Origin of the sequence: Streptosporangium sp. NPDC020072 (assembly GCF_040631445.1) — a bacterium.
In the GTDB taxonomy this organism is placed as follows: Bacteria; Actinomycetota; Actinomycetes; order Streptosporangiales; family Streptosporangiaceae; genus Streptosporangium.
Genome location: NZ_JBEYAB010000012.1, coordinates 160068 through 184140, shown reverse-complemented (window position 1 = coordinate 184140; position 24073 = coordinate 160068). Strand labels below are relative to the sequence as shown.

Annotated in this window: 26 protein-coding genes, 1 tRNA gene and 1 pseudogene; 12 read left to right on the top strand and 16 right to left on the bottom strand. The window is 66.1% G+C overall.

Annotation, left to right across the window (positions count from 1 at the left end):
* Positions 1-18: 18 nt before the first annotated feature.
* A complete protein-coding gene (locus tag ABZ470_RS28065) occupies positions 19-1839 on the bottom strand; it encodes a bifunctional metallophosphatase/5'-nucleotidase (RefSeq protein WP_362915100.1) in 1821 nt (606 codons plus the stop codon).
* Between the two features lie 131 nt (positions 1840-1970).
* Here ABZ470_RS28065 and mshD point away from each other — a divergent pair, with 131 nt between their 5' ends.
* A complete protein-coding gene (mshD, locus tag ABZ470_RS28060; RefSeq protein ID WP_362915098.1) occupies positions 1971-2879 on the top strand; it encodes a mycothiol synthase in 909 nt (302 codons plus the stop codon).
* Positions 2880-2912: 33 nt separating this feature from the next.
* Here the strand turns inward: mshD and ABZ470_RS28055 are convergent, their stop codons facing one another.
* The 3 genes from ABZ470_RS28055 to dcd form a co-directional block, all read right to left on the bottom strand.
* A complete protein-coding gene (locus ABZ470_RS28055) occupies positions 2913-3917 on the bottom strand; it encodes an inorganic phosphate transporter (protein WP_352014611.1) in 1005 nt (334 codons plus the stop codon).
* A complete protein-coding gene (locus ABZ470_RS28050; protein ID WP_352014610.1) occupies positions 3918-4535 on the bottom strand; it encodes a DUF47 family protein in 618 nt (205 codons plus the stop codon).
* 498 nt (positions 4536-5033) lie between these two features.
* Complete coding sequence (gene dcd, locus ABZ470_RS28045) at positions 5034-5609, bottom strand: dCTP deaminase (protein WP_362915096.1); 576 nt, start codon at positions 5607-5609, stop codon at positions 5034-5036.
* Positions 5610-5708: 99 nt separating this feature from the next.
* Here dcd and ABZ470_RS28040 point away from each other — a divergent pair.
* Positions 5709-5782 (top strand) — tRNA-Gly (locus ABZ470_RS28040).
* 158 nt (positions 5783-5940) lie between these two features.
* Here the strand turns inward: ABZ470_RS28040 and ABZ470_RS28035 are convergent.
* Entirely contained in the window at positions 5941-6474 is a 534-nt protein-coding gene (locus ABZ470_RS28035; protein WP_362915094.1) for an SMI1/KNR4 family protein, read from the bottom strand.
* A gap of 363 nt (positions 6475-6837) precedes the next feature.
* Between ABZ470_RS28035 and ABZ470_RS28030 the strand changes: the two genes are divergently transcribed.
* The 4 genes from ABZ470_RS28030 (at position 6838) to ABZ470_RS28015 (ending at position 9159) form a co-directional block, all read left to right on the top strand.
* A complete protein-coding gene (locus ABZ470_RS28030; protein WP_362915092.1) occupies positions 6838-7596 on the top strand; it encodes a hypothetical protein in 759 nt (252 codons plus the stop codon).
* A 395-nt stretch (positions 7597-7991) separates the two neighbouring features.
* A complete protein-coding gene (locus ABZ470_RS28025; RefSeq protein WP_362915090.1) occupies positions 7992-8186 on the top strand; it encodes a hypothetical protein in 195 nt (64 codons plus the stop codon).
* Between the two features lie 53 nt (positions 8187-8239).
* Entirely contained in the window at positions 8240-8623 is a 384-nt protein-coding gene (locus tag ABZ470_RS28020; RefSeq protein WP_362915088.1) for a helix-turn-helix domain-containing protein, read from the top strand.
* Positions 8560-9159, top strand: coding sequence for an IS630 family transposase (locus tag ABZ470_RS28015; protein ID WP_362915086.1), 600 nt, complete (start codon positions 8560-8562; stop codon positions 9157-9159). Before ABZ470_RS28020 ends, ABZ470_RS28015 begins: the two co-directional genes overlap by 64 nt.
* A 130-nt stretch (positions 9160-9289) precedes the next feature.
* Here the strand turns inward: ABZ470_RS28015 and ABZ470_RS28010 are convergent, their stop codons facing one another.
* On the bottom strand, positions 9290-10174 hold the full coding sequence (locus tag ABZ470_RS28010) for an SMP-30/gluconolactonase/LRE family protein (protein ID WP_362915084.1): 885 nt from the start codon (positions 10172-10174) through the stop codon (positions 9290-9292).
* 67 nt (positions 10175-10241) lie between these two features.
* Here ABZ470_RS28010 and ABZ470_RS28005 point away from each other — a divergent pair, with 67 nt between their 5' ends.
* Positions 10242-10679 (top strand): Lrp/AsnC family transcriptional regulator, encoded by a 438-nt coding sequence (locus ABZ470_RS28005; protein ID WP_352014748.1) that lies wholly within the window; start codon positions 10242-10244, stop codon positions 10677-10679.
* Positions 10680-10994: 315 nt separating this feature from the next.
* Positions 10995-11762: a hypothetical protein gene (locus ABZ470_RS28000; RefSeq protein WP_362915081.1), complete on the top strand. Its 768-nt coding sequence runs from the start codon at positions 10995-10997 to the stop codon at positions 11760-11762.
* On the opposite strand, the gene ABZ470_RS27995 is transcribed toward ABZ470_RS28000, so the two are convergent.
* The 5 genes from ABZ470_RS27995 to ABZ470_RS27975 form a co-directional block, all read right to left on the bottom strand.
* Positions 11744-11935 (bottom strand): hypothetical protein, encoded by a 192-nt coding sequence (locus tag ABZ470_RS27995; RefSeq protein ID WP_362915079.1) that lies wholly within the window; start codon positions 11933-11935, stop codon positions 11744-11746. The two genes, ABZ470_RS28000 and ABZ470_RS27995, sit on opposite strands and share 19 nt — an antisense overlap.
* Positions 11936-12019: 84 nt before the next feature.
* The gene (locus ABZ470_RS27990) at positions 12020-12322 is read right to left on the bottom strand and encodes a 2Fe-2S iron-sulfur cluster-binding protein (RefSeq protein WP_362915077.1); all 303 of its coding nucleotides are present in this window, start codon (positions 12320-12322) and stop codon (positions 12020-12022) included.
* 36 nt (positions 12323-12358) lie between these two features.
* Positions 12359-12784, bottom strand: a complete 426-nt coding sequence (locus ABZ470_RS27985; protein ID WP_362915075.1) for a fumarylacetoacetate hydrolase family protein — start codon at positions 12782-12784, stop codon at positions 12359-12361.
* 30 nt (positions 12785-12814) lie between these two features.
* A complete protein-coding gene (locus ABZ470_RS27980) occupies positions 12815-13903 on the bottom strand; it encodes a cytochrome P450 (protein WP_362915072.1) in 1089 nt (362 codons plus the stop codon).
* A gap of 932 nt (positions 13904-14835) precedes the next feature.
* Positions 14836-15012, bottom strand: a complete 177-nt coding sequence (locus ABZ470_RS27975; protein ID WP_362915070.1) for a hypothetical protein — start codon at positions 15010-15012, stop codon at positions 14836-14838.
* A 50-nt stretch (positions 15013-15062) separates the two neighbouring features.
* On the opposite strand from ABZ470_RS27975, the pseudogene ABZ470_RS27970 reads away from it, so the two are divergent.
* Positions 15063-15335: pseudogene (locus ABZ470_RS27970) on the top strand (transposase); the annotation flags it as partial.
* A 74-nt stretch (positions 15336-15409) separates the two neighbouring features.
* Complete coding sequence (locus tag ABZ470_RS27965) at positions 15410-16045, top strand: DDE-type integrase/transposase/recombinase (RefSeq protein WP_362915068.1); 636 nt, start codon at positions 15410-15412, stop codon at positions 16043-16045.
* Between the two features lie 595 nt (positions 16046-16640).
* Here the strand turns inward: ABZ470_RS27965 and ABZ470_RS27960 are convergent.
* From ABZ470_RS27960 to ABZ470_RS27945, 4 genes are all read right to left on the bottom strand, one after another.
* Positions 16641-17228, bottom strand: coding sequence for a 3'-5' exonuclease (locus ABZ470_RS27960; protein WP_362915065.1), 588 nt, complete (start codon positions 17226-17228; stop codon positions 16641-16643).
* A gap of 881 nt (positions 17229-18109) precedes the next feature.
* The gene (locus ABZ470_RS27955) at positions 18110-18466 is read right to left on the bottom strand and encodes a helix-turn-helix transcriptional regulator (RefSeq protein WP_362915062.1); all 357 of its coding nucleotides are present in this window, start codon (positions 18464-18466) and stop codon (positions 18110-18112) included.
* Complete coding sequence (locus ABZ470_RS27950; protein WP_362915060.1) at positions 18463-18801, bottom strand: type II toxin-antitoxin system RelE/ParE family toxin; 339 nt, start codon at positions 18799-18801, stop codon at positions 18463-18465. Before ABZ470_RS27950 ends, ABZ470_RS27955 begins: the two co-directional genes overlap by 4 nt.
* Before the next feature lie 356 nt (positions 18802-19157).
* The gene (locus ABZ470_RS27945; protein ID WP_362915058.1) at positions 19158-19373 is read right to left on the bottom strand and encodes a hypothetical protein; all 216 of its coding nucleotides are present in this window, start codon (positions 19371-19373) and stop codon (positions 19158-19160) included.
* Between the two features lie 181 nt (positions 19374-19554).
* On the opposite strand from ABZ470_RS27945, the gene ABZ470_RS27940 reads away from it, so the two are divergent.
* Positions 19555-20511: an alpha/beta hydrolase gene (locus ABZ470_RS27940; RefSeq protein ID WP_362915056.1), complete on the top strand. Its 957-nt coding sequence runs from the start codon at positions 19555-19557 to the stop codon at positions 20509-20511.
* Positions 20512-20879: 368 nt separating this feature from the next.
* Here ABZ470_RS27940 and ABZ470_RS27935 read toward each other — a convergent pair whose 3' ends face one another.
* Positions 20880-21401, bottom strand: coding sequence for a pentapeptide repeat-containing protein (locus ABZ470_RS27935; RefSeq protein ID WP_362915054.1), 522 nt, complete (start codon positions 21399-21401; stop codon positions 20880-20882).
* Between the two features lie 268 nt (positions 21402-21669).
* On the opposite strand from ABZ470_RS27935, the gene ABZ470_RS27930 reads away from it, so the two are divergent.
* Positions 21670-24045 carry an ATP-binding protein gene (locus tag ABZ470_RS27930; protein ID WP_362915052.1) on the top strand — a complete coding sequence of 792 codons (2376 nt, stop codon included), beginning with the start codon at positions 21670-21672 and terminating at the stop codon, positions 24043-24045.
* Positions 24046-24073 lie beyond the last annotated feature (28 nt).

The following is a 24073-nucleotide window of genomic DNA, read 5'->3' as shown; positions in this document are numbered from 1 at the left end:
GCGCGACGCCCCGGGCCGTCAGGGAACGACGGTGATGTGGGTGGGAGCCGGGGGTGTGATCGTCGGGTTCGCCGCGAAGTAGGCGGCGAAGGAGTCGATGTCGAGCGGCCCGCTCCACACGTCCGTGCCCTTGGTGAACTCCGCGAAGGCGTCACCGCCGCCGACGAGGAAGTTGTTGACGGCGACCCGGATGCTCTGGGTGTCCGTCACGGCCACGCCGTCGATCTTGAGGTCGGAGACCTTCGAGCCCCACGCGGCACCCGTGCTGTAGGTGTAGGTGAGGTTCGAGGACGGCTGCAGGATCTTGGTGAACGGCTGCGCGTTGGGGCCGCCGGGGAACTGCTGCTCCAGGACGGTCTTCAGCTGGGCACCGGTGAGGGTGATCACCTGCACGAGGTTGTTGAACGGCTGCACCGTGAACGCCTCGCCGTAGGTCACCACGCCGTCGCCCTCCCCCGCCGGGGAACCCGTATAGGTGAGGCTCGCCCGTACTCCGCCCGGGTTCATCAGGGCGATCCGCGCGTCGCCCCCGCTCCTGGACGCGGCGAGCTGGCCGTCGGCGATGAGGTTGCCCAGGGACGACTCTCCCGAGGGGGCCGCGGCGTTGGTGACGTCGGCGGTGATCCTGCCGATCGGCTTGTTGGCCACCGGCGCGACGCGCTCCTTCCAGGTCTGCACGAACGCGGCGATCTCCGGGTCCGGGGTGACCGTACGGGTCACCACCTGGTTGTCGGCCACGACCGAGGAGCGCACCACGTCACGGGTACGGACGTCCACCCGGAAGTCGACCTTGGTGATCACGCGGCCGAAGGAGCCGCCCTGGCTGAACAGGCGGGTGCCGCCCGCCGGGTCGGTCACCTGGCACAGGTAGGCCTGGTGGGAGTGGCCGCTGAGGATCATGTCGATCTCGGGGTCGACCTGGGTGGCGATCCTGGTGCCCGCGCCCGGCTGCGCGCTGCAGGCGTCCGGGGACCTGCCGGGGGTGACCTGGTCTCCCTCGTGCACCAGCACGACCTGGGCCCTGACGCCGACCAGCTTCAGCAGCTTCGAGGCGACGTTGGCGGCCTTGACCTCGTCGACGAACCGCAGGTCCTTGATGCCCTCGGAGGTGACGATGCCCGGGGTGGACTGGGTCACCAGGCCGATGAAGCCGACCGGCACGCCGTTGACCCAGCGGACGGCCACCGGCGGCAGAGCCGGGATGCCGTACCCCTCCAGCAGGTCGCGCAGGGACCCGCTGTCCTTCCCGCCGAGCGCGGCCAGCGCCTCCCGTTCCGCTCCGCCGCCCGGGTTCTTGAAGAGCACGTTGGCGCCCAGGTAGCTGTAGCGCGCGCCCTTCCAGGGTCCGGCGGGCGAGCAGCCGTCCGTCGGGTGGCAGCCGCCGTACATGACGCGCCGCAGTTCGGAGTAGCCCTCGTCGAACTCGTGGTTGCCCACGGCGGAGGCGGTGACGCCGATCTTGCCGAGGAACTCGACGGACGGCTCGTCGTGGTAGGCGGCCGACAGCAGCGGGCTGGCCCCGATCAGGTCTCCCTGGGCGACCTTCAGGGTGTTCCCGTCGGTCAGCTGCTTGAGGTGGGTGGCCACGTAGGCGGCGCCGCCGGCCTCGACGGTCGCTCCGGTCTCGTCGACCATGCGGCCCGAGGAGCCGGTCGGCGGTTCGAGGTTGCCGTGGAAGTCGTTGAGGGAGAGCAGGCGGACGGGGACGGTCCTGGAAGCCTTGTGCGCGTTGTGCGCGCTTCCCTGGGCCGCCGCGGTCGCCGGGCCCATCGCGAGCATGAGGCCCGCTCCGGCGAGAGCCCCGGCCATGGCCAGGCGCTGGAAGGTACGAGACGTCATGAACCACGACATTAAAGTGACGATCTATGCAAGGAATGTCCTAGAGGTAACGATTAACCGTCCCTAATGGTGGCGGCTTTTGCCGCTCCCCGACCACCGGTTGAAATGCCACTGCGCATAAAGTCCAGAACATGAACGTGCGCGTGGAACACAGGGAACGACTCTCCGATTCTCAGGTGGCCGCCGTCCTGGCGATGGCCGAGGCCGCGACGGAGGCGGACGGCGTGGGACCGCTCAACGAACAGGCGCTGCTGCAGCTGCGCCACGGCGGTGAGAGGACGCGTTCCGTGCTGCTGTACGCCGGGGACGACCTGGCCGGTTACGCGCACGTGGACCTGACCGACTCGACCGCCCCGGGTGGGGAGCTCGTCGTCCACCCCGCCTTCCGGCGGCGAGGTCACGGGCGTCGCCTGCTGCTGGCCGTACTGGAGGAGACGGAAGGGCGCCTGCGCGTGTGGGCGCACGGGGGGCATCCCGGGGCCGAGGCCCTGGCCGCCGTCGCGGGCTTCACCAGGGTCAGGTCGCTGTGGCGGATGCGCCGCCCGCTGACCGTCGAACTCCCCGCCTTCGAACTCCCCGAAGGCGTACGGCTGCGCGCCTTCGAACCCGGCTCCGCCGACGAGGAGGCCTGGGTCGCGCTCAACGCCAGGGCCTTCGCCGACCACCCCGAGCAGGGCGCCTGGACCCTGGAGGACCTCAGACTGCGCGAGAGGGAGCCGTGGTTCGACCCGGCGGGCTTCTTCCTCGCCGAACGGCGCGACCCCGCGGAGGGTACGGCACGCCTGGCGGGGTTCCACTGGACCAAGGTGCACGACGGCCCCGAGCCGATCGGCGAGGTCTACGTGGTGGGCGTCGACCCCGCCGAACAGGGCGGCGGCCTGGGCAGGGCGCTCACCCTGGCGGGCCTGGCGCACCTGCGCTCCCTGGGGCTGGCCCAGGTGATGCTGTACGTCGACGAGAGCAACACCGCGGCGGTCCGCCTCTACGAGAGGCTGGGCTTCACCCGCTGGGATGTGGACGTCATGTACCAGCGTCTCTGACGGGGTCGCGGGGCGCCGAAGGGCGCCCCGCGCCTACTCCACCATCCAGTGCAGCGCGTAGTAGGACAGCGCCGCGACCAGTGCCGCCGCCGGGATCGTGAGAACCCAGGCGGTCACGATGTTGCCCGCCACCCCCCAGCGCACGGCCGACAGGCGCTTGGTTGCGCCCACGCCCATGATCGCGCTGGTGATCGTGTGGGTGGTCGAGACGGGAGCGCCGAAGCCCAGAGCCGCGACGTAGAGCACCGCGGCCGCCGCCGACTCGGCGGCGAACCCCTGCGGCGGGGTGAGGGCGATGATCCGGCGGCCGAGCGTCCGCATGATCCGCCAGCCACCGGCGTAGGTGCCCAGCGAGATGGCCGTCGCGGCCGAGAGGATGACCCACTGCGGGATCGGGTCCCCGTCGTGCTGGAACCCGCCGACCACCAGGGCCAGGAAGATCACACCCATGGTCTTCTGCGCGTCCTGCAGGCCGTGGCCGAGGGCCATGGCCGCGGCAGAGAGCGTCTGGGCGTGCCGGAAGCCCCGGTTCGTCTTGGCGGGCTGGGAGCGCCGGAAACCCCATAGGATGGCGATCATGATGATCGCCGCGAGGAAGAACCCGAGCACCGGCGACAGGATCATCGGAATGACGACCTTGTCCACGACGCCGTCCCAGTGGACGACACTCGACGAGGCGATCGCCGAGCCGACCAGGCCCCCGATGAGGGCGTGGCTGCTCGACGAGGGAAGACCGAAGTACCACGTGATGAGGTTCCAGGCGATCGCGCCGATCAGACCGGAACCCACGATCACCAGACCGTGGGTGCCCTTCGGGGCGTCGATGATGCCCTTGCCGACGGTCGCCGCCACCTGTGTGCCGAGATGGGCGCCCAGGAAGTTCATCGCGGCGGCCATGAAGAGGGCCGCCCTCGGCGTCAGCGCACGCGTCGAGACCGAGGTCGCGATCGCGTTCGCCGCGTCGTGGAAACCGTTGGTGTAGTCGAACGCCAACGCCACGACCACCACGCCGATGACGAGTGCGAGCGTGAGGTCCACTTAGCTTTCCTTGACCGCGATCGACTCGATCGTGTTGGCCACGTGCTCGAAGGCGTCGGCGGCCATCTCAAGCTGATCGATGACCTCCTTCATCTTCAGGACGGTCAACGCGTCGTACTCGCCGCCGAAGAGTTTGGCGAGCAGGCGGCGGTAGACCTGGTCTCCCTGGTTCTCCAGCCGGTTGATCTCGATCCAGTACTCGTTCAGGTTTCGCATCGAACGCAACCGGGGCATGGCTTCCGCCGTGAGCTCCGCGGCACGTTCCAGGACCTCGACCTGACGGACGACCTCCTTGGGGAGGTGGTCGATCTGGTAGAGGACGATGAGGTCGGCCGCGGCCTCCATGTAGTCCATCACGTCGTCGAGGTTCGAGGCGAGGCGGTAGATGTCCTCACGGTCGAAGGGAGTGATGAAGCTCTCGTTGAGCCGGTTCATGATCGCGTGAGTACGCTCGTCACCGGCGTGCTCACAAGCGCGCATTTTCTCGGCCAGGGCTTCCCTGTCCGACCCGTCGCTGATGATCTCTACCAGCAGTCGGGACGCTGTGACGAGGTTGTTCGCCGAGTCGGCGAACAAGTCGTAGTAGCTGTCCTCACTAGGCGTGAGACGCAGGCGCACGTCGTTCTCCAGATGTGCGGGGATGGTCCGCAGAGAAGGGTACGGGTTACCAGCGGAAATGCGAACTTCACCCGCTAGACGCCTACTCTTCCAGCTGTCGCTACCCGGCGTATACCTGGCAACACGCGGGTTGAGTGAGCCTTGGGTGCATCTTTCCGATGACCGTTATGCTGGTTTTGACCCATATTACGTGGAAACTGGTCATCTATGGAGCCGCCCGAGGAGACGGTGATCGGTGCGTTACCGCCCCGACGCCCCAGGTGTCGGCCTTGTAGCCGTCAGGTGATTTCCATCACCCCTGAGATGGGGGCCGTCCTCGGACGACGGTTCGCCCTTGAACGGGGGGCTCACCTTCGGACGCCTTCGGGCTGCGGGCCGTCTTCGGACGTCTTCAGGCGGGTCCGTCTTCAGACAGGAGCTCGCCTTCGGGCGGGAAGTCGCCTTCAGAGGGGGCTCCGTCTTCAGGCAGGAGATTCACCTTCGGGCGGAGGTTCGCCTTCAGACAGGCGTTCGGTGGAAGTTCAAATACGAACGGCTTGGCGTCGGCCCCCGCTGCCCCTGGTAGCGCGAGCCGTACTTCTCCGAGCCGTAGGGGTGCTCGGCCGGCGAGCTGAGCCGGAACATGCACAGCTGGCCGATCTTCATGCCGGGCCAGAGCTTGATCGGCAACGTGGCGACGTTGGAGAGCTCAAGCGTGACATGCCCACTGAACCCAGGGTCGATGAACCCCGCGGTCGAGTGGGTGAGCAGCCCCAGCCTGCCCAGCGAGCTCTTGCCCTCAAGGCGGGAGGCGATGTCGTCCGGCAGGGTGACGACCTCGTAGGTGCTCGCCAGCACGAACTCCCCCGGATGGAGGATGAAGGGCTCGTCCCCCTCGGGCTCGACCATCCGCGTCAGGTCGGGCTGCTCGACCGCCGGGTCGATGTGCGGATACCTGTGGTTCTCGAAGACCCTGAAGTAACGGTCCAGCCGTACGTCGATGCTCGACGGCTGGACCATCTCCGGCTGGAAGGGGTCAAGCCTGACCCTGCCGGAGTCGATCTCGGTGAGGATGTCACGATCGGAAAGCAGCACGTGAGGCAACCTACCAACCACATGCCCACCGAAAGCAGGCCCACAGGTGAGCGGACACCCTGAAGTTTCCGCTACAGTAGGGGACGCGGTTCGCCGCTTGCGGGTGTAGTTCAATGGCAGAACATCAGCTTCCCAAGCTGACAGCGCGGGTTCGATTCCCGTCACCCGCTCCACTCATAAAGGCCCGGGTCAGGGATGGATTTCCGATCTGGGCCTTCGTTGTTTCCTGAGACGTTGGTTGCGTCCGGCGGCGCCCCGGGCCGTAACCGCACCGCGCGCTCGCCGTACCCAACGCACTCTCCGACTCCAGCGGCACGCCGCCGCCCGCACCTCAAGCCCAGGCAAGACACCTCAGCGGCAGACCAGCGTTATCGACCCCGCGCCCGTTGTACCGCAGGCCCGAGGCCCATCCGAGCAGGAACTCCGTCATGCTCTCGTAGACCGGCCCCAACTCCAGATCAAGGCGGTAGAGCACGAGCACCGGCCATTCCTCCGGCTCGCCCACGGTCAGCCACCCGAACGTCTCACCGTCGATCGTGCTGCCCCAGGCGACGAAGCCACCGGGCTCCGGCCACATCGCCAGCGGGTAATCCTCGGGCGAGTCATCACGCAAGTCACGGTACTCCTCCCCCCACAAGGCCAGATCCCACTCGCCTTCCTTGGACGGTTCTCTGGGGTCGTAGATCGCCATCCACCGGGCGAACTCGCAACGGCCGTAGCGTTCGATGAAGGCCATGTAGTCGGCGGGAAACCTGACCCCCGTGTCAGCGGTCAGCTCTTCCCAGCTTCCGGTGCCGAAGACCGGCTCAGCGGGCGGGGGAACCAGAGCGATAAGACGGTCAAGCGCACTCTGATCGTCACTCATGACCCGACTGTAGTGATGCGCTGTGACGATCAGCCTCCGGCGGGGGCACTCAGCTCCGGGATGATCGCCAGAACGGACCGGAAGACCGTAGGTGGCTGGGGTGGGCCTGATCGTCCCGTCCGCGCGGGGCTCTCCGGCTGTGCCCGTTGCGTGCCCGTCAGAAGGGTGATCAAGGGGGACTCACGGGGAACCACGGTCACTCACCCCACTCCCCCACAGGACAGCATCCTCCCAGCTCAGCGGCCAGGCGCGATAGAGACCTCCCAAGCTGACAACGCCGTTTCCGTCTCCCGTTGGATTCCACTAAGGTGACAATCTTCGGACGGTGTGACCTTCCGGAGTCTTTGAAGGCGAACGCCCGCGATGAACTTTGACCAGACATCCGCACGATTCCGTCTCGACGTCGCGTTGAATCGTATGGCCGTCACCTTCCGTGGCATGACCGCCCGCCGCAACGAGCACAACTGCGAGTGCCACTGGGGCAGCGCGGAGGAACTCGCACGGTTGAAGGAGCCGGACACGGAGCTGGACCTTGATCTCCTGCATCGCACTTGGCAGGCCGCCGATTGGGACGATCACGCGTCGGTGCTGCGCCGCATTCTGCCTCAGCTGTCGAGAGCCCTCGTCGGCGGCCTCGTCGAGCCTCTCTTCGGCATGGAGGAGGTCGGGCGTTCATTCGCTCGTGGAGAGTGGCAGCAGTGGCCGGCCGATCAGACAGCAGCGGTGCGGGAATTTCTGAACGCCTGGTGGGCCCACACTCTCATCGACTCGGATCCCGCCGTGCCCGCCCACCAAGTCCTCGCCCTGTGTGCCGAGGCCTCCGCCGCAATCAGCCCATGGCTGCACGCCTGGGAGGCGCAGACGCGCGCCGTGGCCGACCGCCACCTGGTCGAAGCGGTGACGTACTGGGAGTACGACCTGCTGGGAGACCAGCTCCCGTGGCAGAGCTGGAGCAACGAGGAAGAGATGCGTACCGAGTTGACGGCCTGGCTGATCCGTCACGCCCCTGCCCGGCTCCAGGCCGCGAACGCTCCCGCGGAGTTGCTCCACCGGATACGACTGCTCGGACTTACCGACCTCGCCCGCTGGACGGATCCTCACTGGCCTGACGACCGCTACTGAATCAGCACCCACCACAGACCGGCCCCCTCCTGGCCGTCATACAGAGCAAGATCCGGAGCATACACGGAATGACCTCGCCGCAGTCGAAGGAGATTTAGTGATCACATGCGGGTCAACGCGTCCTTGACCCATGAAAGGGCCATCCACTTTTAATCCGCAGCATCATGATTCGAAGGACGTCGCGTTCAAGGGGCCTTGCCTCAAAGGGCTCTCATAATCGTGCGCCCGGCAAGCAAGTATGTACAGGTTGCAGCTCACCCTGCACCAGCTCGTTCTAGGAAGACTGAGGAGTCGTTGGTCCAGGTAAGTAGACGTGCTAGTGGGCCAGGGTGCACATCACATACCGAGGTCAGCCAACGAGACCCGCGACAGAGTAAACGAATTAATATCTACACATGCAGCACAAGAAAAATCAAGTGCAGAATTTTGAATACAGGATGGGTGACGTGCGGGAAAAGGCGGTTAAGGCGGCCGGGCGGGGAAGTCTAATTACTTTCTTATCTCTGCTCGTCGTCGTAGTCGTTGCCGCTTCTGGACCGTTGCCTGCTTGGGTGCCAGTGGCTCGTCTCCGAACGTTGCTGGGCATTTGATCTGACGGGGTGAGCCCGGAAGCCTGGTCCCGGAGTCGTTCTGGGAGGTGGTCGTGGCGCGTAAGCCCGAGGTGTTCGTCCGTGCGTTGACGATGGAGGAGGGACGGCGCCTGCAAAGGATCACCCACTCGGCCAAGGATCCGGTGAAATTGCGGCGGGCGATCGTGGTGCTGATGTCCGCGCAAGGGCAATCCGCTTCCGCCATCAAGGCATTGATGCAGGTCAGCGACGACTACGTGCGCCAGGTGGTGCACGCGTTCAACGAGCGGGAGTTTGATGCCCTGGACCCAAAATGGAAAGGGGGCCGTCCACGGAGGATCAGTGAGTGGGTGCGCGAGCGCATCTGCCTGATCGCCCGGACGACCCCCGCCGAGTGGGGCATCACCGCCTTCTCCACCTGGAGCGCGCCGCTCACCTGGTCGAGGTACGGCTGGTGACCTCGATCAGCCGCCAGCACGTGGCGCGGATCCTCAAGGCCGGCAAGGTGTCATGGCAGAGCACCACGACGTGGAAGAGCAGCAACGATGCGGACTTCGTCGCCAAGGTGCAGCGTGTCCTGGCCCTCTACGATGCCCCGCCCAAGGACGGGCGGGTGATCTGCGTGGATGAGTTCGGCCCCTTGAATCTGCAGCCCCGCAAGGGCAAGGCCTGGCGGCCGGGCAAGGATCCCCGCCGCCTGCGGGCCACCTACAACCGCTACGGCGGGGTCATGCACCTGCTCCGCGCCCTGGACCTGGCCACCGGGAAGCTCTACTACCGGATCCGTAAGCGCAAGCGCTGGCGGGAGTTCCTGTCGTTCTGCACGTCCCTGCGCGAGCACTGGCCCGGCGGCACCCTCTATCTGATCGTGGACAACTACTCGCCGCACAAGCATCCCCAGGTCAAAGCCTGGGCCGCCGCCAACGACGCCGAGCTGGTGTTTCTGCCGACCTACAGTACGACCGCGGCGTGGTCTTCCGCCTGTACCTGCTGACCCTCACCGGCACAAATGAGAGCCTTCGGCAGTTTCGCCGCGTCATGCCGCGTGTTAGACCCGCCGCTCGGAATCGCTTCAAAAGGCTACGGTGATAAATCACAGACTCGCCGGGGCCCTGGGGGAGGCTTCATTTCGCGCCTGCGAAGGTCACGCGGATGGAGTAGAGATCTCCGGCCGAGTTGGTGATGAACAGGTTGTTTCGCTTGATTCCGCCAAAGGTCAGGTTGCTGGCTGCCTCGGGCAGCGGCAGCTTGCCGATCAACGTGCCGTCCGGGTCGTAACAGTGCAGCCCGTCGAGGGCCGCGGCCCAGATCCGGCCGTAGCAGTCGAGCCGTATGCCGTCGAACCATGCCTCCGCGAACACCCGGCCACCCTTCAGACTGTCGCCGGTGACGTCGAACACCCGCAGGTGCCGCTTGCGGGTGTCGACGACGTAGAGCTGTGACTCGTCGAGGGAGAAGGCCAGGCCGTTGGGGCGGACGAAGTCGTCGGCGACGACGGTCAGTTCCCCGGTGTCGGGGTCGAGACGATAGAGGTGGTCCGCGCCGATCTCACTCTCGGCAGGTGTGCCCTCGTAGTAGCCGGTGATTCCATACCGGGGATCGGTGAACCAGATGGAGCCGTCCGACTTGACCACGATGTCGTTGGGGCTGTTGAGCTTCTTGCCCCGGTAGTTGTCGGCCAGGACGGTGATGGCGCCGTTGTGCTCGGTCCGTGTGACCCGGCGGGCGCCCTGCTCGCAGGTGATCAGCCGCCCTTCACGATCGACGGTGTTGCCGTTGGCGTTGCCTGACGGCTGGCGGAAGACCCCGACCGCGCCGGTGGTCTCGTCCCAGCGCAGTAGGCGGTCATTGGGGATGTCGCTCCACAGCAGGTAGCGGCCGGCCGGGAAGTAGGCAGGTCCTTCGGTCTTCCTGCTTCCGCCGTGGAGCACCTCGACATGAGTGTCTCCGTCGTAACCCGCGAACCGCTCGTCGAGCGTCAGGAATTCCGCCTTGAATCGACTCGTCATCAAATTTCCTTCAGTCATAGCGTACTATCACTGAACAGTATCAAGCTATGCCGAGACCGGAGTGAACATGGATCAAAACGATCATGTGCTGATCGCACAGTTGCAGCGAGACGCGACACAGTCCTACGCCGCGCTGGGGCAGAGTGTCGGCCTGTCCGCGGGCGCCGTTCACGAGCGAGTGCGGAAGTTGCGCGAGCGGGGAGCGATCCGCGCCACGACCGTGGATGTGGATCCAAAAGCCCTGGGCCTGGAGGTTCTGTCCTACGTCATGGTCAACTCGAACGCCTGGATGGGCGATACGGCAGCGGCCTTCGCCGCCCTGCCTGAGGTACAAGAAGCGCACGTCATCGCCGGTGCCGCCTCGGTTTTGCTTAAGGTCCGTACCCCGACAACTGAGCAGTTGCAGGACGTACTCCGGCGGATCTACGACATTCCCGGCGTCTCCAGTACGCAGGCGATCGTCGTACTGGAGACATTTTTCGAGCGTCCGATTACGATCGGCTGATCGCCAAACAGAAGGTAGGGCTGGGACCGGATTGGCGGGCCATTGGTAGGGGTGACGAGGGGGCAACCGCGGTTACTCATGACCTACCCTCCACCCAGCTCGGCGCCCCAACGACTCATGATCGACGCAGTTCCCAAACTGACAGCGCGGGTTCGATTCCCGTCACCCGCTCCACTTCTCCACCGAGCCTGACCAGGCGATCCCTTGATCACCGGTCAGGCTTTTGATCTTTATGGGCTCACCATGGGCTCACACCCGCCGAACGATCTTCTGAATTTCCTTTGGCATGCCCTATGACCAGCTGAAACTGGCCCCATGGCACGCGTAGAGACCCGCGTCCGCAAGGACAGGAAAACCAAGACCTACCGAGTTCACTGGCGACTTGGCGGCGCCAGAACCGGCACCTGGCAATCGGAGTCCTTCGACCAGAAGGCAGCCGCCCTCACCTTCAAACTGGCTGTGGAAGCATGCGGGCACCACTGGCCCGAGAACTGGATCCGCGGCTTCGGCTGGGCACCCCCACCCGAGGAGCAGCCCGTCAAGGCCGACCCCGTTCTCTTCGCCGAATACACCCAGCGGTTCGTGGTGAATCTATCCGGCATAGAAGAACGCACCCGCCACGACTACGAGCGTGACCTCAAAAACCACATCGTGCCGACCTTCGGCGGCCTGGACCTGCGCGACGAAAGCCCGGCCTTCGACCGGACGACCGCGTCCGCCTGGGTGAACGACCTCCACCGAGGCATCCCCGACCCGGGCAACCCCCGCGCGTGGCTGCGACGGCCGCTGGCGCCCAAGACGATCCAGAACCTGCACGGCCTGCTGTACGCCATCCTGCAGGGAGCGGTCGAGGCCACCCCGCCCATCCGTGTCTCCAACCCCGCCGCCCGTACCCGCCTGCCCCGGCTGGACGACGGTGAGGGCGACGAGATGATTTTTCTCACTGAGCAGGAGCTCGCCCTGCTGCGCGCCTGCGCCAAACCGAATGTCCGCGACATGCTCACCGTCTTCGCCGGAAGAAGTGGGACCGTACTTGCTCAGCCGACTCCAGGAGGCCCCCATCCTCACCTCCAGTGGCTGTAGGCGAGCGAGGCGCCCTCGGCGAAGAGCGCCCGGAACGCCTCTCGATCGATGCCGGTGACGTGGTCGCTGACCAGGGTGATGTTGCGCGTCGGAACTCCAGCTTCGGGTCCGAGTCCTCCGTTGGGAACGCCTTCGACAGTGGTGGCCGATGGGCCGGGGAGTGTGTCCACCAAGATGATCGGCTCCTCGACGCCTTCGTCTCGCAGGAGGAGCGCGGTGTGAACCGGCGCCCACGATGGTGATCGGTGCGCCGGTCATCACTGGTCCTCCGGCAGTTCGACGGTGATGTCGTGTGCGGGAGCGGGGAGCTGGCAGCTGAGCCGGCTCGTTGTGCGCCGTTCCGCCTTGGTGCAGGTGAGCATCTCATCCTCGTCGGCGCTCATCGGCGGGAAAACGTCGACGTCGGACGCCCCGACGTAGACGTGACAGGTAGCGCACATCACGTTTCCGCCGCACTCGCCGATGATGCCGTCGACGTCGCCGTCGATTGCGGCTTGCATCAGCCGGGTGCCGGGGGGAACGTCGATGGTGGTTTCCCCATCCGGCCCGCGGTAAGTCACCAAAGGCAAGGTGAGTTCCTTTCTGAGCGTGGTGTCTCAGACCGCGGCAACGGTGGCGTCGTGGGTGCGCGTGTGTCCGAGTCCGTCGATGGTCGCTTCGACGATGTCGCCGTCGGTGAGGTAGCTGGGCGGGTCCAGCTGGAAGCCGCGCCCCGGGGGCGTGCCGGTCAGCTGGATGTCCCCCGGCCGCGGTGCGATCGATGCGCTGACCGAGGAGATGAGTCCGGCGACATCGGCCACCATGCCGACAGTGGTGCTGTCCTGTCGAAGCTCGCCGTTGGCCCGGAGCCGAAGGCGGGCATCGCTCGGGTCGAACTCGTCCGGGGTGACGAGCCGGGGACCCGTAGGGCAGAACGTGGCGGAGCTCTTGGAGCGAGCGATCTGCACGAGCAGGGGGTGCTCGCGGCAAGCCGACGTGCCTGCGTATTCGCACCTGAGCGCCTGCTCACCACGGCTCTTCACCTTCTCCCTGCGGGCGCGACCAGGTGCGCATCAGCGACCCTGCGGAGCGACGGTGAGCCGGGTGATGGTCGGGAAGATCAGGTCCGGGAACCGGGGCGGGTTCTCCTCCAGCACCTCAAGGTTCGGGAGGCGCTTCGGAAGCTCGCGCAGAAGAATGTCGCCTTCGAGCCGGGAGAGCGGTGCTCCGATGCAGTAGTGGCTGCCGGCCGTGAACGAGAGGTGGCGGTTGTCGGGGCGTGAAAGGTCGAAGACGTCAGGGTTGTCGAAGCGGCGCGGGTCACGGTTCGCCGCGGCCAGGCCGAGCAGCAGGTGCGACCCCTGCGGGATAGGCGTGCCGTCGAGCTCCAGTCCTTCGCCGGCGTAACGCCAGAGAAAGTGGATGGGCGTGTCGAACCGCAGGTTCTCCTCCCAGGCCGCAGCGGCCAGGGTCGGGTCACCGGCAAGGAGCCGGTACTGGTCGGGGAAGCGGGCGGTGGAGTTGACCACGTTGGTCATCGCCACCATCGTCGTGTGGTAGCTGGCGATGAAGAAGCCGACCAGGGTGACCACGAGCTCGTTTCGAGAGAGGCGGTCCCCGGCCGCTTCCGCGTTGATGAGAGCGCCTACGGCGTCGTCGTCGCCGACCTTGCCGCGAAGCGTGTCGACGATGTCGCCGATGTAGTCGAAGTAGAACTGTGCGACCTCATCGGCCTCGGCGAGCTGCTCCGAGGTGAGGTCGCTTTGGCTGAAGATGGCGTTCAGGGCCGGCACCCGCTGCAGGACGGTTCCCGCGTCTTCCATGGGAGCGTGCAGCAGCCGGCAGGCGATCCGCGCTGGGACCTTCATCGCGAAGTCGTTTACGAAGTCGACCTCGCCGTCGTGCTGGGAAAGCTCGTCGAGGCCGGCGATGATGAGCTCCTCCACCCAGGATCGCATTCGGGTCACAGCCCGCGGTTGGAACGCCGGAGCCACGAGCTTGCGCAGGCGGGTGTGTGCGGGGGCGTCGGTGGACGGCATCGACAGCCGGTAGAACTCGGATGCGGGGCCCTCGCCGATGTGTGCCGGGTGCTCTCCGGGGCGTGGCTGCACGGTGTTCGTCGGGAACTTGAGCGTCTTCTCGACCTCGGCGAAGCCGGTCACCAGCCAGGAGTCCTGCCCGTGCACGACAGTGCGCATGACCGGTGAGATGTCTCGGATGCTCCGATAGGCCGCGTAGCGGTCTGCGGCGAAGGCGGGGTCCGCAGGGTCGAGGTGAACGAGATCGGATGTGTTGGTCACGGGTGCACCCTCTTCTGTGCAGGCTCTCCGACAGGGCTTGTGATGGGAACCAGGCGAAGCCGAAGCGACGACCTATGTCGGTCGCTCCTCGTGGGCCCTCATGCCGCCGCCCCCTGCTTCCCGAGAACCGCGAAGCGATGGCGAAGGGCCGCGCCACAGAGCGCCGGTCAGTGACCACTCCGCTGCCGGTTCCCCCGCCTCCGCCTGGCTCCTGCCGTGCACCACAAGCAGGAAGATCACAGAGTGGTCGCCACTGTTCTTCGCCGGGATCGACTGGGCGTCCACCGAGCACGCCGCATGCGTACTCGACCGGGACGGTCGCAAGGCCGCCGCGTTCACCATCGTCCGCACCGCCGCCTCGGCGGCCTCGCTGACCGAGAATCGGCTGGCCGGGTTCTGCGCCAAGAATGCTGCTCCGGTGAGAGGTTCGCCGCGATACTGCTGTGGAGCTGCGGGTAGAACGGCACATCCTGCGATCCGGCCTTGCGCAGCGGTGCCCGTCAGGGAGCTGAACAGCAGGTCGCTGCCTGACTTTGGTTTTGAGATCGGCACAAGGGGTGTCATGACGCATTCCTCTGACAGCCGTGGCGAGTCGGCCGGGAGTGCCTCCAGTTTCATCGAAAGCAGACGTGGGGCACGTCACAATTCATGGCTGCAACCGCAGGTTTCTGGTCATTGATTTGTGGTTTCCACGACGGCCTGGGAGACGAGCGGTAGAAGGAAACGACAAGAAATGCAGCGCGGCGGCCGACGTCGGCTGACCGCTGCGACGAGCCAACGAAGTCCGCAATGTCCTACTGAAGCTTAGCGAACCAGTCGGCCCAGAGCGGCTTGCCACGAAGCCAGGCATCCATGGCCGGCTCGTCGTTGATGTTCTGGATCTCGATGCGCAAGCCGCCCGAGTTGCGGAAGTAGGCAAAGCCGAGAATGTCCTCTGGGGTGCTCAACGACTTCCAGACAGTCAGGCGCATAACCTGACAGAGAGCCTGGAAGAGGTAAGTACGCGACGCGACGTCGCAGGCGGTTCTCGCCCGAGTTCAAGAAGGAAGCCGCCCGCATGATGCTGGACGGCCCCCGCACGGTCGCCTCAATGGCCCGCGAGTCCGGCATGAACCCCACCGCCTTCAGTAGCCGGGTCAACATGCACAAAACCATCCACCCCGACGCCGGGCAACCGCTGTCCGGGCCGGAACGCGCCCGGATCCGCGCACCGGAACGCGAGAACGCCGAACGGCGCGAGAAGCCGACGTTCCTGAAAAAAGCAGCCGCCTTCCTCGTCGCCGAGACGCGATGACGCTCGCCACATACGAGCTGATCGACGTGCAGAAGGCCAGCCACGGCATCGTCCGGATGTGTCGATGACCACAGGTGTCCCGCTCGGGCCACCACGAATGGCGCCGACGGCCCGCCCCGCCCACCGCCCAGCGACGCGAGCACCTCAACATGCGCCTCTCCGGCAGCCACCAGACCTACGGCCACCGCCGCGTGCACGCCGCACCGCCCCGAACCGGGCAGCACTACTCGGCGGAACCGGTCCTGGCGCTGATGCGCGAGCCGGAACCGACCCCGGTCCAGGCGCGGGCGCTCCGGCCGGCCACCACCCAGCAGGGCGACTTCCGCGGCATCCCCGATCTGGCCCGCCGGGACTTCACCGCGCCCCGGCCCGGGACCAAACCGGTGGGCGACATCGCCCATATCCGCACCCGGGAAGGGTTCGTCCACCCGGCCACCGTCATCGACCGCCACAGCAAGGCCGTCATCGGCTGGGCGATGGCCGGCCACTACCGCACCGAACGGGTCAAAGACGCCCCGCGCATGGCGATCGACACCGGCCGAGCCGAGCCGGACGCCGTCTTCCCCACCGATCACGGCTCGAACCACACCAGCGACGCCTCCGGCCGATACTGCGCCAACCGGCGGATCCACCGCCCGGCCGGCCGCACCGGCGTCCGCCACGACAACGCGATGGCCGAATCGTTCTTCACCGCGATCAAAACCGAGTGACCGGACCGGTTCGTCCTCACCACCCGCGCCAAGGCCAGGCAGCAGGTCATCCGCTCCATCGAGGGCTTCTGCAACCGGCGGCACCCGCACCCGGCGCTCGGCTACCGCACACCCCTTGAGGCACTCGCCGAGCATCCACGAGCCGCACAGGCTCAGCCCACAGGCCGACTGCCCGGAAAATCCCGGGCATCCCATTTTCGATCTGTCCGGCCTCCGTGTCTGATCCCTCCCGGCCTCTCTCGTAGAGGACCTCCTGAGCGAGCATGCCCGTACCATCGGCGGTCTCCCTCGGTGCGGGTAGATGAGCGTGGCCTGGGTGGTCAAGCGGCTCATACGGTTCCTCAGTTCCCGCAGCGTCGCACCCGGCTGGGAGGCGAACCGTTGTCCGTGTGACGCAAATCATGGAAGGGGCTCCGGTCAGGCCCCTTCTTGAGCTTCCTGGCCCACGACCGGGTGAAGGCCGACAGCCGCGTACTTGTCCACGTGGGTGTGAAGCTTCGCTCGGGCAGGGCCACCGTACGGCCCGGCAGCGGACTTGGGCGGCCCGATGGTCACCGATGCGTCTTTGGGCTCGGTGTCAGGTCGAGGCGCTTCTCTAGACGACTGTGGCCGTGACCGGCCACGCCCCGCGGCCCAACAGGTCGAGAACGAGTGCCGCGATGTTCCACGCGTCGTCCTCGCCGCGGTGATGGCGTCCTTCGAGCGGCAGCCCGGCGATCTGTAGAGCGTGGTCCATGCCGGGTTTCTTGCGCAGCCCGTACGCCGCGGCGAATACGGCCTTGGCGTTGGTGTGGGTGCGTTCCGTTGGATAGCCGAACGGGTAGGCCACCCCGTCGGCCTGACTCTGCCGAGCAAATTGCCGACGGTCGTACTCTCCCCAGCTCGCCCAGGGACGCCTCCCGGCCTCGTACTCCTCGACGAGGATCCGGCATGCCTCGGCGAAGGTGACGCCCTGTTCCACCTCGGCCTGCGTCAGGCCGGTCAGTTCGGTGCAGAAGTCACTCACCGCCGACCGGACAGGACGTACCAAGACACGATGCCGGGACACGCGGCGCCGTACCGACAGGTCCACGACGGTGAGACCAATCTCGATGATCTCGTTCACAGAACCGGGCGGCGGCTGTCCGTCCCAGCAGGTGGCTTCCACATCGATGACGTTCAACAGGGCGGATTCGCGGCGCATGGGGCCGAAGTTAGGGGTGCGTGCCCGGTTCTGGCACCTCAATTTCCACATGCCCGCACCGTCACCGCCAACGCAACCTCTTCGAACCGGACCTCCAAAGCCTTGGGCTACGCGGTGGAACTGGGAGACCAGCGCGTCGTCTCTTACCCTTGATGACTCAGCTGTCATTCGCCGCGCCGCATAGCCTCCGCATACCGATCCACGGTGCCCTTGTCTAGACGGCGGTTCCTTCCGTTACGGCGGAGTAGTTCCCGGGTGCGCCCTGGGTCAATGTTTTCGATGGAAATGATCATCCACCCCTCCTCCAGAGAGGGGATGCACACGACCTCTTGGTCATACACGGCATTTCAAAAAATCCCCCACACCTCCACCAATGAGATGGAATGCCCTATTTGCAAAATAAGTTTCTTTTATCCATATAATAAAACTTTCACACCTCGCAAGGCTTGAACACTTCGTCCCACTTAGAGATCAACTATGTTTGGTGACTTACTGGAAGGAATCCGTTGATCGCGTCCTACACCGGGGCATCTGTCCAGCCTCGCAAACTTGATCGCGTGCCAGATCCGCGCCAGGACAGGTAGGAAACCTCGGTCGCTCAAGGGAACTCACAGAGAACCCTTCCCTACCTACCTGCACCCCTGTTTTCCCAGCTCAATCCCTCAAGGTCACAGCCGACTCCCAAGCTGACAGCGCGGGTCCGAGATCCTGTTACCCGCCCTAACGTCAAAGACCCAGCTCAAGAATGTGATCTAGAGCTGGGCCTTCCTCGTTCCTCTGGTGCTGACAACTTCGGGGCAAACCTGTCGCGGTCGAAGACCGCTACCGTGGAAGGAACAGCGGAAGCCTACGGACTGTGCCTCGATATGGCTGCCTGCAACTTATGCGGTCATGAGCTGTCGGTGATGCACCGTTAGAGGCTCGATTTCAGTGGTGTCGTCGTCGACGATGAGCTCGACGCGGAACCGAACCCCCATTGCCGCACCGAGACGCAGCAGTGTCGCTATATCCGGAATGCCGCCTCCTCCCTCGATGCGAGACAGGGCGGGTTGGGACATCCCGGAGCGTTCCGCTACGACCTTCTGAGACAGACCTCGGCGCTTACGGATCTCGCGCAGCTGGTCTCCGAGTTCCAGGTCGCGGCCTGCCTGCTCGTATTCGGGGTGGGGCTGCGCATCCGCTTCCATCGCGCGCAGACGCTTCGCCTTGTAAGTTTCCCAACGGCTGTGACCCATCATGCGCTCCTCTCGAACACGTGCGTGGTGGTCAGGTCGTGCTCTGCCTCACACCGCTTCTTAGCAGCGATCGCTCGGGCGATGTCGGCGGTCTGCGTCCCATCCTGTGTCTTGCGGAAGACCGTCAGGACCACGATCACCTCGTTGGCCGGCTTCCAGAAGGTCAACCGCCAGGTCGTACGGTCGAGAGAAACACGCAGCTCGTGCACACCTTCGGCATCCTTCAGCTTCTTCACGTGATCCCCATCAGGGATGCCACCGGTGACGAGGTAGTCGTCTACATTCCGCATAACCCTCTGGTAGAGCGGAAAGGAAAGTCCGTCCAGCCAAGACTCCACCTCCGGCTCCAGGTCGATCTCCCACCGAGGAATACCATCAATAGTATATGCACTCGATGGTAACTCGCGGCGAGGATGAGCACCAGCCCCGTCCGCTCCTCGATCTTGGTTACTCAGTCAAATGCGTGCCAGAACAGGCGGGGAGCCCCGATCGCTCGCGGAGACTCACGGGGAAGTACACCCCATCTACCTGCGCCCCCGTTTCCCCAGCTCAGCCCACCGACACCAGCAGTCGACTCCCAAGCCGACAGCGCGGGTTCGATTCCCGTCGTCCGCTCCGCTTACGAATGCCCAGGTCATGGACGGTTTCCGGATCTGGGCCCTGATTGTTTTCTGGGTTGATTCTCAGCGTCGTGTCAGAACAGGTGATCTTGCTCCTCGGTCGCTGGGTACGGGCGCACCCGCCGAGCCATCGCCTGCCACAAGTGGCCAGGAGCACCAAGGCGCGGCATCGCATCCGCCAGCGCGAAGTCCATCGGCACCGTGAGGACCGGGCGCTCCACGCCCGCCTTCTTGATCAGCTCACCGGCAACGGCGGTGCTGAGGATGCCGCGCAGGAGGTGATGCGCCAAGACCGTGCTCGGCCAGGCCCGTGTGCCGGATGCGGACCTGACGGGATGTGATCTCTGTGATTACGCAGCCGCCGAAGATCGGGTTGATGCGTCCTTTTGCCGGAATGGCAAGGAACTTGGGCCCTGACCTCCCTCGACCCTATAGTCGGGGCGACCGACGAGCCCTGGTCGAGGAGGGACGATGACGGCGAAGCACCGGATCCTGGAAGCGGGCGCGGAGCGGATTCACGTCGTAGAACAGGGCAGCGGCCCGCTGGTTCTGCTCGTCCATGGTTTCCCCGAGTCGTGGTATTCCTGGCGGCGGCAACTTCCCGCGCTGGCGGCAGCCGGTTACCGGGCCGTCGCGCTCGACGTACGGGGCTACGGGCGTTCGTCCAAGCCGCAGGACCCCGCCGCGTACCGGATGCTCGACTTGATCAGTGACAACGTGTCGGTGGTCCGGGCGCTCGACGAAAGCTCCGCTGTGATCATCGGCCACGACTGGGGGGCGACGATCGCTGCGCAGTCCGCACTCGTTGAGCCCGAGGTGTTTCGTGCGGTCGGATTGTTGAGCGTCCCTTACACCCCGCCCGGCGGGCCTCGGCCAAGCGAAGTGTTCGCGGGAATGGGCGGCGAGCAAGAGTTCTATGTCTCCTACTTCCAGCGTCCCGGACGAGCCGAGGCCGAGATCGAGCCCGACGTGCGCGGCTGGCTCGCTGGGTTCTACAGCGCCCTGTCGGCGGACACGATGACTGCGGCGGACTCCTCAGACCCACACTTCGTCGCCCAGGGCGGCACACTGCGCGAGCGTTTCCCCACCGGCGCGCTGCCGTCCTGGCTGACGCAGGACGACCTCGACTTCTATGCCGCCGAGTTCGAGCGCACGGGCTTCACCGGTGCCCTCAACCGCTACCGCAACATGGACCGTGACTGGGAGGACCTGGCCACGTACGCGGGTTCCCCGATCAAGCAGCCGTCCCTCTTCCTTGGCGGCACCCGCGACGCCTCCACCATGTGGCTCTCCGACGCCATGGACGCCTATCCGCAGACGCTCCCCAACCTCACCGGCAGTCACCTCCTGGACTGCGGCCACTGGATCCAGCAGGAACGCCCCGACGACGTCAACCGCCTGCTCGTGGAGTTCCTCGACAGCCTCTGACCGGGACTTCCAAGCCGTCGGGCCGAGCCATCCCGAGTCGTCGTAGAGATCATTTGGGGCCTTCCGATCAGAAGGGAGCGTGCCAGAGCGGGTAGGGAGCCACGGGAACTCGACCAGCCCTGGCCTTCACCCCTGTTTTCCCAGCTCAGCCCCTCAAGGCCGGCAGCCGATTCCCAAGCTGACAGCGCGGGTCCGGTTCCCGTCACCCGCTCCGAACACGAAGACCGAGGTTCGGGGCTGAGTCCCTGAGCCGGCCGTGATCGTCACCTGAGACGTTCCTCACTCAAATGAACGGTGGACCATCGCCGTCGTTTCTCCGAGGAGCGTCAGCCGGGATCTTCCCACCAGCCTCCAAACGTGCCCCTCGGTCACGACATGGACCTCAGGGGCGGGTGCTGCATCGTTATCCCCGGCGGCTGAAGCAGGGGCAGGGGTTCGGGGCCAGGATCCTCGGCGAGGACGACACCGGCGGCCGTGTGGTCGAAGCCGACGGGCCAGCGAGTGCGCTCGCTGGCCACCGCACCGGTCAGACGTGCCTGGAGAAGGTCGGCCGTGCTCAGGTCGGCTCCACGCAGGTCGGCTAGGCGCAGGTCTGCGCGGCGGAAGACAGCGCCGCCCGCGTCGGCCTTGCGCAGGTTCACCTCGCGCAGATCGGCCTCGGTGAAGTCCGCGTCGCGCAGGTCGGTTTCGACCAGCCGTGCGCCTCGCAGGTCGGCCAGGGCGAAGCGGGCACGGCGCAGGATCGCGGTCTTAAGGTCGGCGTGCCGCAGGTTGACCGAGACGAGGGAGGCCTGCGTCAGGTTGGCGTGGTACAGACCCGCCGCCTCCATACAGGAGCGATCCAGGTTGACCCCGGGCAGCCAGAGCCCGTCGCAGTCGGCCCGGCGCAAGTCGGTGATGCTGAGGTTGACCCAGGGCTGCTCTCGATACCGGCCGCCGCGAGCAGCGGCCGCCTGGACAGAAATTTGCCCTGACCTGGTCTTACTTGGGGATTTGTCGCGATTTGCTATGTATGCTGGCGATTTAATCTTGGAGAGGTGTGCCAGGAACGACGTCGGCTGCAGGTTTCGGGGGATCAGCATGGCCGCACGCACCGAGCGGGTCTTTGAGCGGTTCTACGAGGGACAGTCGACAGAGGGGAGTGTTCGGCCTGCCATCTTGAAGTCGTGGCGCAGGTGTCAGGAACTCGGGCTCGTCCCGGAGCGGCTCGAATTCGCCGATCCGGTCGAGGTCGACGTGGACTGCGCCCTCGCCCGGGTGGCCAGGCCGGTGTTCGAGCGGTTCCGGGTCGCGATCGCGGACACGGGTACGGCTCTGCTCCTCACCGACGAACGGGCCAGAATGCTGCAGCGTTATGAGAGTGATCTGCAGCTGAAAAGAGCGCTCGACCCCAGGTGTCACTTCCCGGGCGTGGAGTACTCCGAAGCACTCCTCGGGACCAACGCCGCGGGCACTCCCCTGCGTGAGAAACGCTTGGTGCAGGTGGTGGGCTTCGAACATCTGGCCGGATGCATGCAGCCGTTCACCGCCACCGGTGTCCCCATCCTCGACCCGCTCACGGGGCACGCGCGCGGTGTGGTGACGATCTCGTGCCTGAACAAATACACGCATCCGACGATGAGCGTGTTCGCCCGGCAGGTGGCCGAGGCCATCGAACAACGGCTCCTGGAGCAGAGCACCGCACAGGAACGCGCCCTGCTCGACGCGTACCTGCGAACCGCGGACCTGCCCGACCTCCTGCCCGCTCAGGAGGCCGACTCGCTGCTCCGCGATCTCCCCCTCGGCGATCGTCTCGCGCTGGAGGAGAAGGCCGCCGAGCTGATCGCGTACGGGCAACGAGCGGCCGTCGAGGTCTCCCTGTCCCACGGCCGTAACGCCACACTGCGCGCCCTGCCTGGGCCGGAACCCGCCGGTATGGTCGGCGTCGTGGCGCAGGTCCGGATCCAGGGCGGCCGGTGGCAGTCCCTCGCCGACGACCCCGTCACGTCGACATACGATCGGCTGGGCCGTTCGACGGCCCCGTCGGTGACCGTCGCACACCACCAGAACACCGCGAACGTGGATCTTGTCGTCAACGGTAGCGCCGCAGGCGGTGGTGATCCTGTGAGGATCGCGCCCGGCGCGGACCACCTTCCGGTGGTGGGCGACGTGGAGCTCGGCATGGGCGAGAAGGACGAGGCACGGCCGCCGTCCGGCTCCCCGGGGGAGGCGCTCACCCCCATCGCCCCGTGGCTGCTCCTCTTCGGCGAACCGGAGGTCGGCAGACTCGCCACCGCGGCGCGCAAGCGCCTGAGGTTGCTGTGCGAGGCCGCCATGAACATCGGTCAGACCCTCGACGTGGTGCGGACGGCCGAGGAACTCACCGGGGTGACCGTCTCACGGTTCGCCGACCTGGTGACCGTCGATCTCAGCGAGGGCGTCGTGCGCGGTGAGGAGCCCGCGGCGCTCACCGGCGGCCTGCGCCGGGTCGCCGTCCGGAGCGCCCAGGAGAACGTGAGCCCGGTCGCCGCGGGCGAGCCGGTGCGCTACCTCCCTTCCTCCCAGCAGGCGCGCTGTTTGGCGAGTGGGGAGACGGTGCTCTGGCCGGATCCGGGCGGCTCCCGGCCGGTGCGGGTGACCGGAGAACCGGCCTCCTCGGTCATCGCGGTGCCGTTGCTGGCCCAGGACAGGGTGCTGGGGGTGGTGACGTTCACGCGGCGGCAGGCGTCCGATCCGTTCGAGGCCGATGATGTCTCCCTGGCCGAGGCACTGGTCAGCCGTACGGCGGTGTGCATCGACAACGCCCGCCGCTACACCCACGAGCGCTCCATCTCCCTGGAACTGGAACGTGCCACCGCGTCGCTGCAACGGTCCCTCGAACTCCAGCGGCGGTTCACCACCGATGCCTCCCATGAACTGCGCACCCCGCTTGCCGGACTGCGTGCGCAGTTGGAGGAGGCACAGCTGCATCCCGACCAGACCCACCTGGGCGAGCTGATCGACCATGCGCTGCACGATGTGAACCGGCTCCAGGCCATCATCGACGACCTGATGCTGCTGGCCCGGCTCGGCGCCGACCCGCCTACCGCCTTCAAGCGCGTCGACCTGGCCGAACTCGCCGAAGCCGAAATCCGCAGCCGTACCGGCGACCGCCACGAGGTATGCCTGGACGCGCACCCCGGTGTGATGGTCGATGTCGTCCCCCCGCAGATCTGTCGGATTCTGCGCAATCTGCTCGACAACGCCCAGCGTCACGCCGCGCGCAGCATCGTGGTGCGGGTACGCCACACCATCGGTAAGGCGGAGCTCAGCGTCACCGACGATGGTCCGGGAGTCCCCGAAACCGAGTATGACCACATCTTCCAGAGCTTCACCCGCATGGACACCGCCCGCAGCCGTGATCACGGCGGCACCGGACTGGGACTGGCCATCGCCCGCGGCATCGCCCACGCCCACCACGGCACCCTCGACGTCCAGAACGCGCCCTCTCACGGGGCACGCTTCGTCCTTCATCTGCCACTCATCAGCCCGTCCCCCGCGGAGCAGGGAGCATGATAGCCGTCCTCTTTCACGGCGCCGCGCC